This is a genomic window from Botrimarina sp. (genome assembly GCF_040219535.1).
In the GTDB taxonomy this organism is placed as follows: Bacteria; Planctomycetota; Planctomycetia; order Pirellulales; family Lacipirellulaceae; genus Botrimarina.
The window spans coordinates 226,632-240,364 of record NZ_JAVJSH010000003.1 but is presented as its reverse complement, the minus strand read 5'-3'; the positions used below and the strand labels follow the sequence as shown (position 1 = coordinate 240,364).

The 13,733-nt window shown below is 67.3% G+C and carries 11 protein-coding genes; 5 read left to right on the top strand and 6 right to left on the bottom strand.

The window, feature by feature from the left end:
* Positions 1–4: 4 nt before the first annotated feature.
* Positions 5–745 carry a PIG-L family deacetylase gene (locus RIC11_RS01670; protein WP_350208088.1) on the bottom strand — a complete coding sequence of 247 codons (741 nt, stop codon included), beginning with the start codon at positions 743–745 and terminating at the stop codon, positions 5–7.
* Positions 746–908: 163 nt separating this feature from the next.
* Here RIC11_RS01670 and RIC11_RS01665 point away from each other — a divergent pair, with 163 nt between their 5' ends.
* From RIC11_RS01665 to purN, 3 genes are all read left to right on the top strand, one after another.
* On the top strand, positions 909–1,268 hold the full coding sequence (locus RIC11_RS01665) for a hypothetical protein (RefSeq protein WP_350208087.1): 360 nt from the start codon (positions 909–911) through the stop codon (positions 1,266–1,268).
* A gap of 194 nt (positions 1,269–1,462) precedes the next feature.
* Positions 1,463–5,131 carry an isoleucine--tRNA ligase gene (locus RIC11_RS01660; RefSeq protein ID WP_350208086.1) on the top strand — a complete coding sequence of 1,223 codons (3,669 nt, stop codon included), beginning with the start codon at positions 1,463–1,465 and terminating at the stop codon, positions 5,129–5,131.
* A gap of 105 nt (positions 5,132–5,236) precedes the next feature.
* Entirely contained in the window at positions 5,237–5,878 is a 642-nt protein-coding gene (gene purN / locus RIC11_RS01655; protein ID WP_350208085.1) for a phosphoribosylglycinamide formyltransferase, read from the top strand.
* A 40-nt stretch (positions 5,879–5,918) separates the two neighbouring features.
* On the opposite strand, the gene mscL is transcribed toward purN, so the two are convergent.
* The 4 genes from mscL to RIC11_RS01635 form a co-directional block, all read right to left on the bottom strand.
* A complete protein-coding gene (mscL, locus tag RIC11_RS01650; protein ID WP_350208084.1) occupies positions 5,919–6,344 on the bottom strand; it encodes a large-conductance mechanosensitive channel protein MscL in 426 nt (141 codons plus the stop codon).
* Positions 6,345–6,462: 118 nt separating this feature from the next.
* Complete coding sequence (locus RIC11_RS01645; RefSeq protein WP_350208130.1) at positions 6,463–6,942, bottom strand: GNAT family N-acetyltransferase; 480 nt, start codon at positions 6,940–6,942, stop codon at positions 6,463–6,465.
* A gap of 11 nt (positions 6,943–6,953) precedes the next feature.
* A complete protein-coding gene (locus tag RIC11_RS01640; RefSeq protein WP_350208083.1) occupies positions 6,954–7,940 on the bottom strand; it encodes an RluA family pseudouridine synthase in 987 nt (328 codons plus the stop codon).
* 13 nt (positions 7,941–7,953) lie between these two features.
* The gene (locus RIC11_RS01635; protein ID WP_350208082.1) at positions 7,954–8,856 is read right to left on the bottom strand and encodes a tetratricopeptide repeat protein; all 903 of its coding nucleotides are present in this window, start codon (positions 8,854–8,856) and stop codon (positions 7,954–7,956) included.
* A gap of 132 nt (positions 8,857–8,988) precedes the next feature.
* Between RIC11_RS01635 and RIC11_RS01630 the strand changes: the two genes are divergently transcribed.
* Positions 8,989–11,061 carry an ATP-dependent helicase gene (locus RIC11_RS01630; protein ID WP_350208081.1) on the top strand — a complete coding sequence of 691 codons (2,073 nt, stop codon included), beginning with the start codon at positions 8,989–8,991 and terminating at the stop codon, positions 11,059–11,061.
* Positions 11,062–11,220: 159 nt separating this feature from the next.
* The gene (locus RIC11_RS01625) at positions 11,221–12,648 is read left to right on the top strand and encodes a hypothetical protein (protein WP_350208080.1); all 1,428 of its coding nucleotides are present in this window, start codon (positions 11,221–11,223) and stop codon (positions 12,646–12,648) included.
* On the opposite strand, the gene RIC11_RS01620 is transcribed toward RIC11_RS01625, so the two are convergent.
* Positions 12,602–13,573 carry a DUF1571 domain-containing protein gene (locus tag RIC11_RS01620; RefSeq protein WP_350208079.1) on the bottom strand — a complete coding sequence of 324 codons (972 nt, stop codon included), beginning with the start codon at positions 13,571–13,573 and terminating at the stop codon, positions 12,602–12,604. The genes RIC11_RS01625 and RIC11_RS01620 overlap by 47 nt on opposite strands.
* Between the last annotated feature and the right edge of the window lie 160 nt (positions 13,574–13,733).

Below are 13,733 nucleotides of genomic sequence, written 5' to 3'. Positions count from 1 at the left end.
CGCGTCAGTCCGCCAGCCGCAGGCTCGCCATCAAGTCGGTGACCCCGATCGCCCGTGGGCTCGCCAAGCGCTCGCCAGCGGCGAAACCCGCGGTGTGGCCGAACCAGCGGTTCATCGCTTCGACGCGTTCAAAAATCTGTTGTTTCTCGGGCGGGAATTGCGTTTCGTACGCGCGGATAGCCGAGAGCTTCTTGTCGAGCGTTGTCCCGATATCGACAACGAATGTGTCGCCGACCACGGGTGGCTCGAGAGTGTAGAACGAGAGCGAATAATAGAGCTGACCGTCGATGCGGTGCGTCGGGAGCCCGTCGAAATGTTGATCCCACTTCGTCAGCCGCGAGTAGAACACGGCGGCGTCGGTGATCTGCATCGCCTGCCAATGGTCGGGTGAGGCCATCGGCGTGCGGTCGCCGAGGCCGAGCACGAGCCTAGGCCGCCAGCGGCGGAAGACCTTCGCCAGCGCCACCCGCTCGTCGAAGCCGTCCATCAGCCGGCGGTTGGGCAACTCAAGCGTGACACGCTCGTGAACGCCCAGGAGTTCGGCCGCCCGGCGGGCCTCGGCGAGCCGCACGTCGGGTCCGGGCGAGGCGGGCGTCGGCTCGCCGTCGGTCAGGTCCACGATCCCAACCCGGTAGCCCTGTTCCGCCAATTTCGCCAGCGTGCCGCCGCAGCCGATCTCGACGTCGTCCGGGTGGGCGCCGACGGCGATCACGTCGATCCGCGGGGAGGTTTCTGGAGGGCTCACCGTTTCCGCTCCGGCGTCGGTTCGGCTAGTTGACAGCTGCTTGCGGGGGTAATAAGAAATCGCCCCCGGCGGGGGGTCAACCGGTTCGGCCGCCCCGGCCGGTTCCGGACGCGTAGAATCGTCCTTCCCGTACCTTTCCACTGCGCCTGCAGGACCCGCTGACATGCTCGCCGCCCCCGCTCCCTTGACGCCCCCCGAGCAAGAAGCGTTGCCCATCGGCCAGCCCGCCGGCGGCTGGTTCGGCGAGGGCGACTTGGCGCCCACCGAGGCGGCGTCGTCGGACCCGTTCGACGACTTCGAGGACGACGATTTCGACGACGACTTCGATGACGACTTCGAAGAAGAGTGGGACGACGAGCCGGAGGACGACGGGTTCGGCGAGGAGTTCCAAGACGACGAGGACGATCAGTTCGACGTCAACGCCGACGTGTCTGAGCAGGAACTGGACGACGAGGACGACGACTCCGGCAAAGGCGGCGACTCGTTCTCCGACGACGAGGACTTCGACGAAGGCGACGACTGACCGGCCCGGGGGCCGGCGCTGCGGCTGCCTAGCGCGAGCCCTCAGGCGGGGAGGCACGCCGTTCCATTGGGGGGCTCTTCCGAGCCTCGCCCGGGCTTGGCCTATGCGCGCCGAGGATTGCAGAGACAATAGGCCCTTCGCCCCAAGTCCCCGCAGCCGATCGATGACAGCCGACAGCTGTCCGCCCCCACCGCATGTTTTCCCCCGTCGAAGGCGCCGTCAGCTTCCCGAAGCTGGAAGAGGAGACCCTCCGCTTCTGGAAAGACCGTGACGTTTACCAGCGCTCGCTCGACCGCCGCGCCGGCGCCGAGCCTTTCGTTTTCTACGAGGGCCCCCCGACGGCCAACGGCATGCCCCACCCGGGCCATTGCCTGACGCGGACGATCAAGGACGTGTTCCCCCGCTACCGCACGATGCGGGGCTACCGCTGCGAGCGTAAAGCGGGTTGGGACACGCACGGCCTTCCGGTCGAGGTCGAGGTCTGCAAAGAGCTCGGCATCCACTCCAAAGAAGAGATCGAGGCCTTCGGCGTCGAGCCCTTTATCCAGAAGTGTCAGAAGTCGGTCTGGCGCTACATGAAGGAGTGGGAGCGGCTCACCGAGCGGCTGGGCTTCTGGGTCAACCTCGACGAGGCGTACGTCACGTACCACGAGTCGTACGTCGAGAGCGTGTGGTGGAGTTTGAAAGAGCTCTTCGACCGCGGCCTCTTGTACCAGGGGCACAAAATCGTCTGGTGGTGGGCGCAGGGTGGCACGGCGCTCTCTTCGGGGGAGGTGGGCCAGGGATACCGGCAGGTGGCCGACCCGAGCGTGTACGTGAAGTTCCCCCTGCTGGAGGACGGGCTGCCGTCGACGACGTCGCTCGTCGTCTGGACCACCACGCCGTGGACGCTTCCCTCGAATCAGTTTGCGGCGGTGCATCCCGACATCGAGTACGCGACGGTGCGCGTGGTCGATGCCGTAGAAGGGAGCCGCCAAGGCGCCGAGCTCGCCAAGGATCGCCAAGAAAAGCTGATCATGGCGAAGGACCTCGTCGCTGCGATCGGCGAGAAGACCAAGCAAGATCTCGAAATCGTCGAGACCCGCCAGGGGAGCGAACTCGTCGGGCGGCGTTACGTGCCGCCGTTCGAGTGCTACTACACGCTGGCCGCGGCCCGGCGCCGGCAGATGCTTCGCGAGCAAGAGGGGAGCCAAGTCGGCGACCGGCCCTTCGACCTCGGCGGTGGCCAGATCGGGCGCCTCAAGGAGGGGGGCGAACAGCACGTCGCTTGGCGCGTGGTTGCGGCCGATTTCGTCACGACAGACAGCGGCTCGGGCGTGGTGCACCAGGCGCCGGCCTTTGGCGAGGTCGACTACGACGTGCTGGTCGCCGAGCGGGCGCGCTTTGTCGAAGGGACCGGCCCGGAGCTCATCAACTGTGTCGGTCCCGACGGCAAATTCACCAGCGAAGCGCCCGACTTCGTGCGGGGCCGCTGGGTGAAGGGCTGCGACAAGGACATCACACGCAATCTCAAAGAGCGCGGCCTGCTGTTCCACCAAGAGCAGTACCTGCACGACTACCCGTTCTGCTGGCGCGCCGAAGAGGACCCGCTGATCCAGTACCCGCGCGAGAGCTGGTTCATCAAGACCACCGCGTACAAGGAGGCGATGCTCGAGAACAACGCCGCCATCAACTGGCTGCCCGAGCACATCAAGTCGGGTCGGATGGGCAAGTTCCTCGAGTCGAACGTCGACTGGGCGCTCAGCCGCGAGCGGTTCTGGGGCACGCCGCTGCCGATCTGGGAGTGTGGAGTCTGCGGAAGGCAGGCGGCCGTAGGCGGTTACGACGAGCTGCAATCGTTGCCGGGCGCGAAAGGCTTCGAGGTTTGGCAGGCCGCGAAAACGAACGACCCTGACCTGCCGGACGACCTCCGCGTGCACAAGCCGTACATCGACGCGATCGAGTTCGACTGCGATGAGAAGGGATGCAGCGGCCGCATGCGACGCGTCTCGGAGGTGATCGATTGCTGGTACGACTCCGGCGCGATGCCCTTTGCCCAATGGGGCTACCGCGGCGATGGAGAAGGCGCAACCCAGCCGTCACAGCCGCAGCCGGGCGGTGTCGGCCCCTGCGGCGGAGCGGCGCAACGCTTCTCCGAGCAGTTCCCCGCCGACTTCATCTCCGAAGCCCTCGACCAAACCCGCGGCTGGTTCTACTCCCAGCTTGCGATCAGCACGATGCTATGGGGCACGGAGCAGGCAGCGGGCAGCGGGCGACAGGCGGAGAAGCCGACGGCTGACAGCCGGCAGCCGACAGCCACCCCTCACCCCTCGCCGCTCGTTCCTCATCCCTTTAGGACCTGCATCGTCCTCGGCCTGATGCTCGGCGAGGACGGGCAGAAGATGTCCAAGAGCAAGCGGAACTACCGCGAGCCGTCGGAGATCTTTGACAAGTACGGGGCCGACGCGCTCCGCTGGTACCTGCTCACCAACCAGCCGCCGTGGACCTCGATCCGCTACAGCGAGCAGGCGATCAAGGACTCGATCCCCGAGTTCCTGCTCCGGCTGTGGAACTGCTACAGCTTCTTCGTGATCTACGCGAACATCGACGGGTTCGACCCAGCAGAAGAAGTAGGCGGAGGGCAGACGGCAGAGGGCGGTTTGACCGCGAGCCCCCGACGTGAGTCAGGGGCGGAAGCGACACTGGAGATCACCGGCACGGAGTTCGCCTCCGCCGAAAGCTACCGGCCTATCACCGAGCGTGACGAGCTCGACCGCTGGGTCCTCTCTGAGTTGCACCGCACCGTGGCCGCCGTGACCGAGCGGATGGACGCGTACGACAACTTCGGCGCCGGGCAGGTCATCACCGAGTTCGTCGACGCGCTGTCCAACTGGTGGGTCCGCCGCAGCCGCGACCGGTTCTGGGCGAAGGAGAAGCGATCGACCGACAAGCTCGACGCCTACTGGACGCTCTACGAGTGCCTCATCGAAACCGCGAAGCTGATCGCGCCGTTCACGCCGTTCTTGGCCGAGGCCATGTGGCGCAACCTGGCGGGGCCGTTCCGCGACGCCGCGCCCGAGTCAGTTCACTTAGCCGACTACCCGGCGGCGGTCCCTTCGCTCGTCGACGAGCAGCTCTCCGAGCGGATGAGCCTGGTGCGGCTGATCGCGTCGCTCGGGTTGCGGGCGCGCAACGAGGCGTCGCTCAAGGTCCGCCAACCGCTGTCGAAGGTCGAGGTCATCCTCGCGAGCACGGAGCACCAGGCGTGGCTCGAACAGCACGCCGACGTGATCGCCGGCGAGCTGAACGTCAAAGCGGTCGAGTACTCTGACACGCCGGAGAAGTACGTCGAGCACGAGGTGCTGCCAAACTTCAAGCTGCTCGGCAAGAAGCTCGGCAAGCTCATGCCGAAGGTGAAGAAGGCCCTGAACGAGCAGAGCGGCTCCGAGCTGCTGGCGAACCTACGCGACAACGGCAAGATCGACCTAGTCGTCGACGGCCAAGAGGTGCAGCTCTCGCCCGAGGAGGTCGAGGTCCGCATCACCGCGAAGGAGGGCTGGGCCGCCGCCAACGACCGCGGCGTGGTGGTGGTGCTCTCGACCGAGCTCACGCCGGACCTCGTCCGAGAGGGCCTGGCCCAAGACCTCAAGCGGGTCATCCAAGACCGCCGCAAAGAGATTGGTTGCGAGTTCACCGACCGGATCGAGGTGGGCGTCCAAACCGAATCGGACGAGCTCCGCAAGGCGGTCGAGCAGTTCGGCCCGATGGTCGCTGAGGAGACGCTCGCCAAGTCCCTCGGGTTTACCCCCGTCGACGGCGCCGACCCGGCCGACGTCACCATCGGCGACCACCCGGCGACGCTAACTGTCCGTGTCGATCCTTAGAATGAATCACCAAGGACACAAGAGACACGACGGCCAGCCCGCAGAGCGAGCCGCTGCCGACCGGCCTTGCCGATCGAGCCGTCGTGCCCGTCGTGGTCAATCCGAATGAAGATCGCCGTGCTGATCTCCGGCGGGGGCCGGACGCTGAAGAACCTTCTTGAGCTGATCGCAGAGGATCAGCTGCCGGTCGAGATCGCGCTGGTGATCTCCTCCACCGCGAAGGCCGGCGGCATCGCCCACGCCGAGGCGGCCGGCGTTCCGGTTTCCGTCGTGCGTCGATCCGACCACGCCGACGACGAGCTGTTCGGCGCCGCCGTGTTTTCGCGGTGCCGCACGGAGGGCGTCGACTTCGTCGCGATGGCCGGCTGGCTAAAGCTCATTCCCGTTCCGGACGACTTCGCGGGCCGGGTCGTGAATATCCACCCTTCGCTCTTGCCCGCGTTCGGCGGACCCGGCATGTACGGCCACCGCGTCCACACGGCCGTCATCGAACGGGGCTGCAAGGTCACCGGCGTGACGGTGCACTTCGTCGACAACCATTACGACGCCGGCCCCATCATCTGGCAGACGCCCGTACCCGTGTTCGAGGACGACACAGCCGACACCCTCGGAGCCCGGGTTTTTGAAGCCGAGAAAGAGGCCTACCCGCACGTGCTGCGGTTGCTGGCCGCTGGCCGTGTGCGGCTGGAAAGCGGCCGTGTGCGGATTGGCAAGTCCCAAAGGCGAAGCCATTCACCCGACGAATAGCCCCCGGTCGGCGGAGCCGTTGCTCTCCGCGGATGCGCTGTCAGGCCTGCTTCTTCAGCGAGTCGCGGATCTCACGGAGGAGCAGGATGTCCTCGGGGGGATTGACCGCGGGCGACGGCTGCTTTTCGTCGGGACCAAACGTGGCTTCGTGCAGGCGGTTCATGACTCGGATCACAAGGAAGATCGCAAACGCGACGATCAAGAAATTGACCATCGTGTTGATGAACTCACCGAGGTTGATCGTCACAGGGTCGATCGCCTCGGTGGTCGGGTTGTCCGGACCGATCGGTATCTTCCAGTGGGAGAAGTCCACCCCGCCGGTCAACAGCCCGATGGGCGGCATGAGAACGTCGTTGACCAATGACGTTGTGATCTTCCCAAACGCGCCGCCGATCACGACTCCGACCGCCAGGTCCACGACGTTTCCCCGCATCGCGAACTTCTGAAACTCGTTGAGAAATCCCATGCGGAGTCTCCGTAGAAGGGGGCGCGAGCGACGCCCGTCGCTCGACGCGGCGTAATGTACCGTCGAACGGATCCCGGTCCATACCGCTGGAGCGTGGCCTGCCGCCGAGGCGGCGCCGTCAGCGATCGTCCGCGGCAAGGTTCGACGGGTCGCTCAAACGGCGCGCCATCAGCACGTTCCGGAGGCGGACGCCGTCGATGACGACCTCCTGCTCGCGGATCACAGAAAAGCCGGAGCGCTCGAAGAACGGCCTCGCGGTCAGGCTGACGCGTGAATGAACTTCTTTCAGGCCCAGCCGGTGAGCTTCGGCCTCCAGTGCTCGCATCAACGCCGTGCCGACGCCGCGCCGCTGCCAGTCCTTGTGCACGTAGAAATGGTCGATAAGACCGGAGGCTTGCACGTCCGCGTACCCGACGATCGCCTCCCCCACGACGGAAACCAGCGGGTTGAGTTCACGCATCTTCGCCCGCCAAGCCCCGGCGTCTACTTGCCCCGGCGACCAAGCGGCCACCTGCTCCGGTGAATAGTCTCGCCGGTTTACCGCGTGGATCGTCGCGTGCCGGAGGCGCCACAGCTCCGGTTCCTCTCCGTGTCGCATCCTGCGAACGTTCACCGGCTCGTGGTCCTCAGGTGGTCGAGGACCCGGCGCATGTCGTCGGGCAAAGCCGCCTCGAACGTCAGCCGCGCGCCGGTCGTCGGGTGGTCGACGCCGAGCCGGAAAGCGTGCAGCGCCTGCCGTTGGAGCAACGCGGCGTCGTCCGGCAGGGCGGTGCGGCCGTCGAGCTCGCTCGCCGTGATCCGGCTCCGCCCGCCGTACTGCTTGTCGCACAGGACCGGGTGACCGGCGTGCGCCAAGTGCACGCGGATCTGGTGGGTGCGGCCCGTCTTGGGGGTGACACGCAGCAGCGAACAGCGGCGTAGCCGCTCCACGACTGCGAACGTTGTAAGAGCGGGGCGGGCGTAGGCGTGGTCGCGGCGGATCGCCATCTTCTCGCGCACGTGCGGGTGCGGGCCGATCGGCTCGTCGACGACGTCCGCGTCGCGATCGGGCTCCCCCAGGACGATCGCCAGGTAGACCTTCTCGGTCGTGCGGTCGGCGAATTGCGCGGCCAAGCTTGCGTGAGCCACGTCGTGCTTCGCCACGACAATCACGCCCGACGTGTCGCGGTCGAGTCGGTGCACCACTCCCGGGCGGTGCGGCCCGCCGGCGGAGCTCAGCGCGTCGCCGAAGCGGTGGGCCAAGGCGGCGACGAGCGTGCCTCCCCAATGCCCCTTTGCGGGGTGAACCACCATGCCCGGCGGCTTGTCAACGACGACAAGATCGTCGTCTTCGTAGAGGACGTCCAGCGGGATCGCCTCGGGCCGAGGCCCCTCGTCCGGCAGCGGCACGGCTTCCACCGCGACGACATCGCCTTCCTCAAGCCGATAAGAGGGCTTGGTCTGTGGGCGCCCGTTCACGGCCACCGCGCCCGCGGTGATCGCCCTCTTCAGCAGCGTGCGGCTCAAGCGTTCGGCGCGGGTGGCGAGCGCCGCATCCAGCCGCTGGCCCGCATCGTCCTCGGTGGCGACGAATTCGACGGGACTCTCGGCGTGCACGGCTTTGGCCCGCTTAGGGCTGGTCGTCGGTATCGGGGGCGTCTTCCTCAGGCGCCTCGGCGTCGGCATCCCTTTCCGCTGGGTCCCCTCCCTCGGGGTCGCCTTCGGCGGGCTCCCCTTCGGCTGGCGAGTCGTCGCCAGATGGGCCGGATTCGGCGGGGGGACTCGACTCGCCCGGCGTTGCCGCCGACTCCGACTCGAAGCCTTGCAGCAGGTCGCTGAGAGCGGCGTCGGGGTTCGCGGGCGGGGCGTCGGGGAGCGTCAACTCGTCTGGCTCCAGCTCGCCAATCGAAGGGCCCTCCGCTTCGGGCGACGCCGCGGCGGACGTGGCCGTGATCCACTCGTAGGCTTGCTTGACGCCCTTGCTGTCGAGCTCGCTGACGCGCGCCTCGGCCAAGGGGGCGAAAGCGCCGGTCACCCTGCCGTACTGCTCGCGGGCTTTCTCCAGCTCGCCCTGCAGCTCGTACGCCCTCGCAAGCTGGTACGACGCGCGGCCCGAGATCACGTTGTCCGACGAGGCGACGAGCTCCTCGTACACCTTCACCGCGTCGGCGATGGCTTGGTCGGCCTGGTTGCGATCCTGGAAAAACAGGTTCGCGCCCCGGAAGAGCTGGCCATCCGCCCAGGTGATGTCCGACCACTGCTGGACCGCGGTGCCGGGGTTCTCTTCGGCCGCTTGCCGGAGCAGCGGCAGGTCGGGCATCCCGGTGTCGACCGCTCGGGCGTAGTCTTCCCAGCGATCGGCTCGTGCGGCCGCCTTCGACGCCCGCCACGCACCGTAGCCAATCCAAGCGGCGATCAGCAGCACCAATCCGGCCGCGATGGCGGGCAGGTAGGGCTTCACGGCCTCTATCTTGTCGGCTAGCCAGGTCGCCAGCTCGTTCTGTTCTAGCTCGTGCCGGTGTTCGGAATCCATGTTCTCACGACCGCTCGGAGCGGGGGCTGAGTCGGGTGCAGGAATCCGGTATCGTACGGGGCTACCGCCGATTCCGGAATGGGGATCAAGCGCGGCGCCGAGCCGCCAGTCTGCCTCTTTGTCCCGCCGAAAGTGCTCAACCCCGCCCAAGCCGACGCCGTCCGCACGCTCCGCGGGCCGCTGCTCGTGCTCGCCGGCGCCGGCACCGGCAAGACGCGTGTCGTGACGTTCCGGATCGCCGAGCTGATCCGCAGCGGCGTCCCCCCTGAGCGGATCTTGGCCGTCACTTTCACCCGCAAGGCGGCCGGTGAGATGCACGAGCGGGCCGCGGAACTGCTGCGGCGCGGCAAGCGTCGCCCGCCGCGGGATGCGCCGCGGCCCGAGATCAGCACTTTCCACTCGCTCTGCGTGCGGGTCCTCCGGCGCCACGCCCCGCTGTTGGGCTACAGCCCGCGATTCACGATCGCCGACCGCGGCGACCAGGAGGCCCAAGCCCGCTCCTCGTTGCGAGAGATCCGCGCGCCGAGCGATTCCCTGAAGCCGTCCGACTTGCTCAACCACATCAGCCGATGGAAGACCGCTGGGGTGCTTCCCGACGGGGCCGCGGCTTCTGCCGACACGGACCGCGAGCACCTCGCCGCGGTGGCTTACCGACGTTATCAGAACAACCTGAAAAAGGCGGGCGTCGTCGATTTCGACGACCTGCTGCTGCTCACCGAGCGTCTCTTCGCCGAGCACCCCGAGGCGCGTCGCCGCGAGGCGGGCCGCTTCGACCACGTGCTGATCGACGAGTACCAAGACACCAACCACAGCCAGTACGAGATCGTGCGGGCCCTCGCCATCGGCCACCGCAACCTGTGTGTCGTGGGCGACGACGACCAGTCGATCTACGCGTGGCGCGGGGCCGAGGTGGCCCACATCCTGTCGTTCAAGCGGGACTGGCCCGACGCGAAGGTTGTCCGCCTCGAAGAGAACTACCGCAGCCAAAGCCCGATCATCGCTTACGCGAACACGCTGATCGCGTTCAACAGCGAGCGGCACGAGAAACGCCTCATCGCACAGCGCCCCGCCGACGGCCCTGGCGGCGAACGACCGCGCATCCTGCAGCTCAAGGACGAGACCGAAGAAGCGAAGAAGGTCGTAGCCGACTTGAGGGCCGCGCTGCATGCCGGCGGCTGGCGGCTGCACGGCGAGGACCGCGAGCGGTGGCTGCGGGCCGGGGGCAAGCCGCTCCGCGCTTCCGATTTGGCGATCTTGTTCCGGACGAACGAGCAGCCGCGGGCGTTCGAGTCGGAGCTGCGCGCGCAGCAGGTGCCTTACGTGCTGATCGGCGGGATGAGCTTCTTCGACCGGCGCGAGGTGCGCGACCTGGTTAGCTACCTGCGGCTCGTCACCAACCCGGACGACGAGCCGTCTCTGCTACGGATCCTCAACACGCCCCCCCGTGGCCTCGGCGACGCCGCCCGCAAGGCGCTCGTCGAGCGCGCCGTCGACCTCGGTGTGACGCTCTGGCGCGTGGTCGACGAGCCATCGGGCTGGCCGGGCATGAGCGACGCCGCCCGGCGCGGCCTCGCCGACCTGCGCGAGATGGTCCGGAGGTGGCGCGCCGTGGCGGGCGTCGAGCCGCTCGGCGCCACGGTCGACCGGGTGGTGAAGGAGTCGCGGTACCTCGACGAGATAGCCCGCTTGTACCCCGACGCAAACGACCGCGACGCGCGCACCGCGGCGGTTGGCGAGTTGGTCAGCGCCGCGGCCGACTACGGGGCGCGCAACCGCAAGAAGGGGCTCGCACAATGGCTCGACGACATCGCCACCGGTGACCGCGACGACTCCGATAAAGACAAGCAGCTAGGCAAGGACGCCGTCGCTCTGATGACGCTGCACGCGGCCAAGGGTCTCGAATTCCCGCACGTTTACCTGGTCGGCATGGAAGAGGGGATCCTTCCGCACAAGCGGTCGCTCGATATGGGCGAGAATGCGATTGCCGAAGAGCGGCGGCTGGCGTACGTCGGCGTGACCCGCGCGCGAGACCGGCTCACGCTGTCGCTCGCCCTAACTCGCCGCAAATGGGGGAAGCCGCGCGACACGCTCCCCAGCCGCTTCCTCTACGAGATGACCGGCCAGGCCGACAACCCCCGGTACCTCGAGTCGAAGCGGGGCGTGCGGCCGAAGGCCGGTCGCCCGGCCCGCCGACGAACACCTTGATCGCTGTCGACGCAGCCGCCCGCGAAGGTAACCGCGGAGAAGGGCGCCCAATCGTTTGAACTCCGGCCGCGCGGCGGCGACAATACGCCAGCGACCCACGCCCGACCGCTCCCCCCCCCAACGCCGACGCGCGATCCAGCGCACGGCATCGGAGAGACGATGCGCACCACGGCAACCGCAAGACGCTTGAGCGTCGTGCTCCCCTTGGCGGGCGTCCTGACCTTGACGGTCCACCTCGTCGGTTCCCTCGCAGCGGTCGCCGGGCCGCTCGTGTTCGCTCGCCCCGGGGCGGGGGGCGTGTCCGAGCTCTGGACCGCCAACGCCAATGGCGGAGGGGTTGAGCGTCTGAACGTCGATCTGCCTCAGCCCGATCGCCCGGTTTGGTCGAAGGACGGCCTCTCGCTGCTGGTGACTTCGAACGACCCCGGCAGCAGCCAACTCAGCCTGAACGTCTACGGCGTCGATCCGGGCACGGGGCAAGCCACGAAACTAACCAACTATCAAGACGGGAACGAGTTCAACCCCAACACGCAGCAGTTCGAGTCGTTCTACTCTCTGCCCCTGTTCAAGTCGGCGGCGCCCAACAACACGAGCTTCGCGGTAAGCCGGCTGTTCCGGCGGGGGGTGGCGAGCAATTTCTCGACGACGCCGATCCTAGAGAAGAAAGCGGATGCTTCTTCGCCGCCCGAACCGCTCAACTTCGGCGCTCTGCTCGACGGGTTCCACACCGCCGGGGCCGGCGTCGATTGGTCGCCGGGCGGCGGCACGATCGTCACTCCGCTCGCGTTCACGCAAGGCAACGGTCAGACGGTCACGCCGCTGGGGGTCTTCTCGCCGACCGGCTCTCTGCTGGGGGCGTTGACCAGCCCGCAGGCGTCGGTCCTCTCTACCGGGCAGACCTGGCAGAACGACTACCAGCCCGCCTTCTCGCCCGACGGCTCGCGGGTCGCGTATTTCCGATCCACCGAGTTCGTCAGTGCGACGACCATCCCTCCACAACGAGCCGCGTCCGACGTCGAATTGCGGATCATCAACAGCGACGGTTCGGGCGATCGGGCGATCGTCGATTTCACCCCAGGCACGTGGCCCAACCAGATGAGTTGGTCCCCAGACGGGACGCAGCTCGTGTTCGACTTCGGTCCGCAGCTGCTTCAAGGCGGCCAACCCTTGTTCTCGTCGGACCTCAGCCAGACCGAGGTCTGGCGCGTCAACCTCGACGGCAGCGGGCTGGGCCGCCTGCTGGCGGCGCCTGCATCCTTCATAACCTGGCGCCCGGCTGTCGCTCCCGGCGACTTCAACAGCGACGGGTCGATCAACCAGGCAGACTACGACTTGTGGGCGTCTGGCTACGGAGCGACGGTCGCTCCTGGCGAGGGACCGGACGCGAACCGCGACGGGTCGATCGACGCGGCGGACTACACCATCTGGCGCGACGCCCTGGCGGCCGACGCTGCCAGCGTTTCCGCGCCGGAACCTTCTGGCTCGGCAGGGCTCGTGTTGGCGGCTAGCCTGGCGGCTTGCCGGGCCGCTCGCCGAAGGGCTACTGGAACAACGCCGGGTTCTCGGGAGAGAAATCCGCGTCGGTGAAGCCGTTGTTGAGCTGGATATCGGTGTAGATGTACTGCTCCTCGAGCACCGGCTTGCCACCCGGCTCTTGCGGCCAGCTGTACGCCCGATACGCGACGGGCAGGCGGAGTTCGTTGTCGATGAAGATCTGCGCCTTGTGGAAGCGGAAGTTGCTCCGCGGCACGGGGTGCACGGCTTCGATCATCGTGCACGGCCGGCCATCGATCTTGCTCGGGGCGTAGTTGACCTCGCACTCGGCGTACTTGATGTCCTGCTCGGCGATCTCGATCAGCTCGGCGGTCAGGTTCTTGATGCCGGCCTTGGTGATCGGGTAGCGCTGGTCCTTCATCGCCATGGCGCCGTCCGGGTCGAGGTTGATCTTGCCGAACCGTCGCTTCCACCCCGAGCCCATCGCCACCAGCTTGCCGTTGTTTTGGTTAGCCACGTACAACGCTTCCTGGCCGGGGTTCGGCTGGACGAATTGCATATAAACGCTAAACGGCTGGTGCCGCACGCGGATCTTGATCGTTTGTGAATCGCCGAGCTCGCCGTCCAGGCGCTCGCGCTTGGTGAACGTGGCCGAGTAGTCCTGGACGCGTTGGTCCATCTCCGCCAGTGCGGCCTTCGCCAAGCGGAGGCACGGCATCAGTGGGTGCTCGCCCGGCCGGGCCTCGAGGTCGAAAGGCGGGTTCGCCGGCGATTGGGTCGATGCGGGCTGCACGCTCGTGTCGGTGCGGGCCGAGCCCGCCGTTGCCGTCCTGGCCGGCGGCTCGTTCGCCACCGCTTGCTCGACCGGGCTGGTCGCGGCCGGCGACGCGGCGACGCGGTAGATCGGGTGCGTCAATTGCTGAGCACGCGCGCCCTGAGCGCTGAGGGCGAGAATCGTGCACGCCAACCCTGCTGCGGCGATAACACGCGGGGGCGACAGTCGATCGAAGATGGGCATGGCTGGACTTCCTTGGCCTCGGATCGGTCTATCCGATGCGTGGATGCTCCTCACGTCGAAGCGTGAGGCACGGGGCGAACGTTCGGGGATCCGCGGCTGAACGCCGGCGTGTCGCACGGCGCCCAACCACGAAGACTTGCGATACATTACGTGCGCCGGC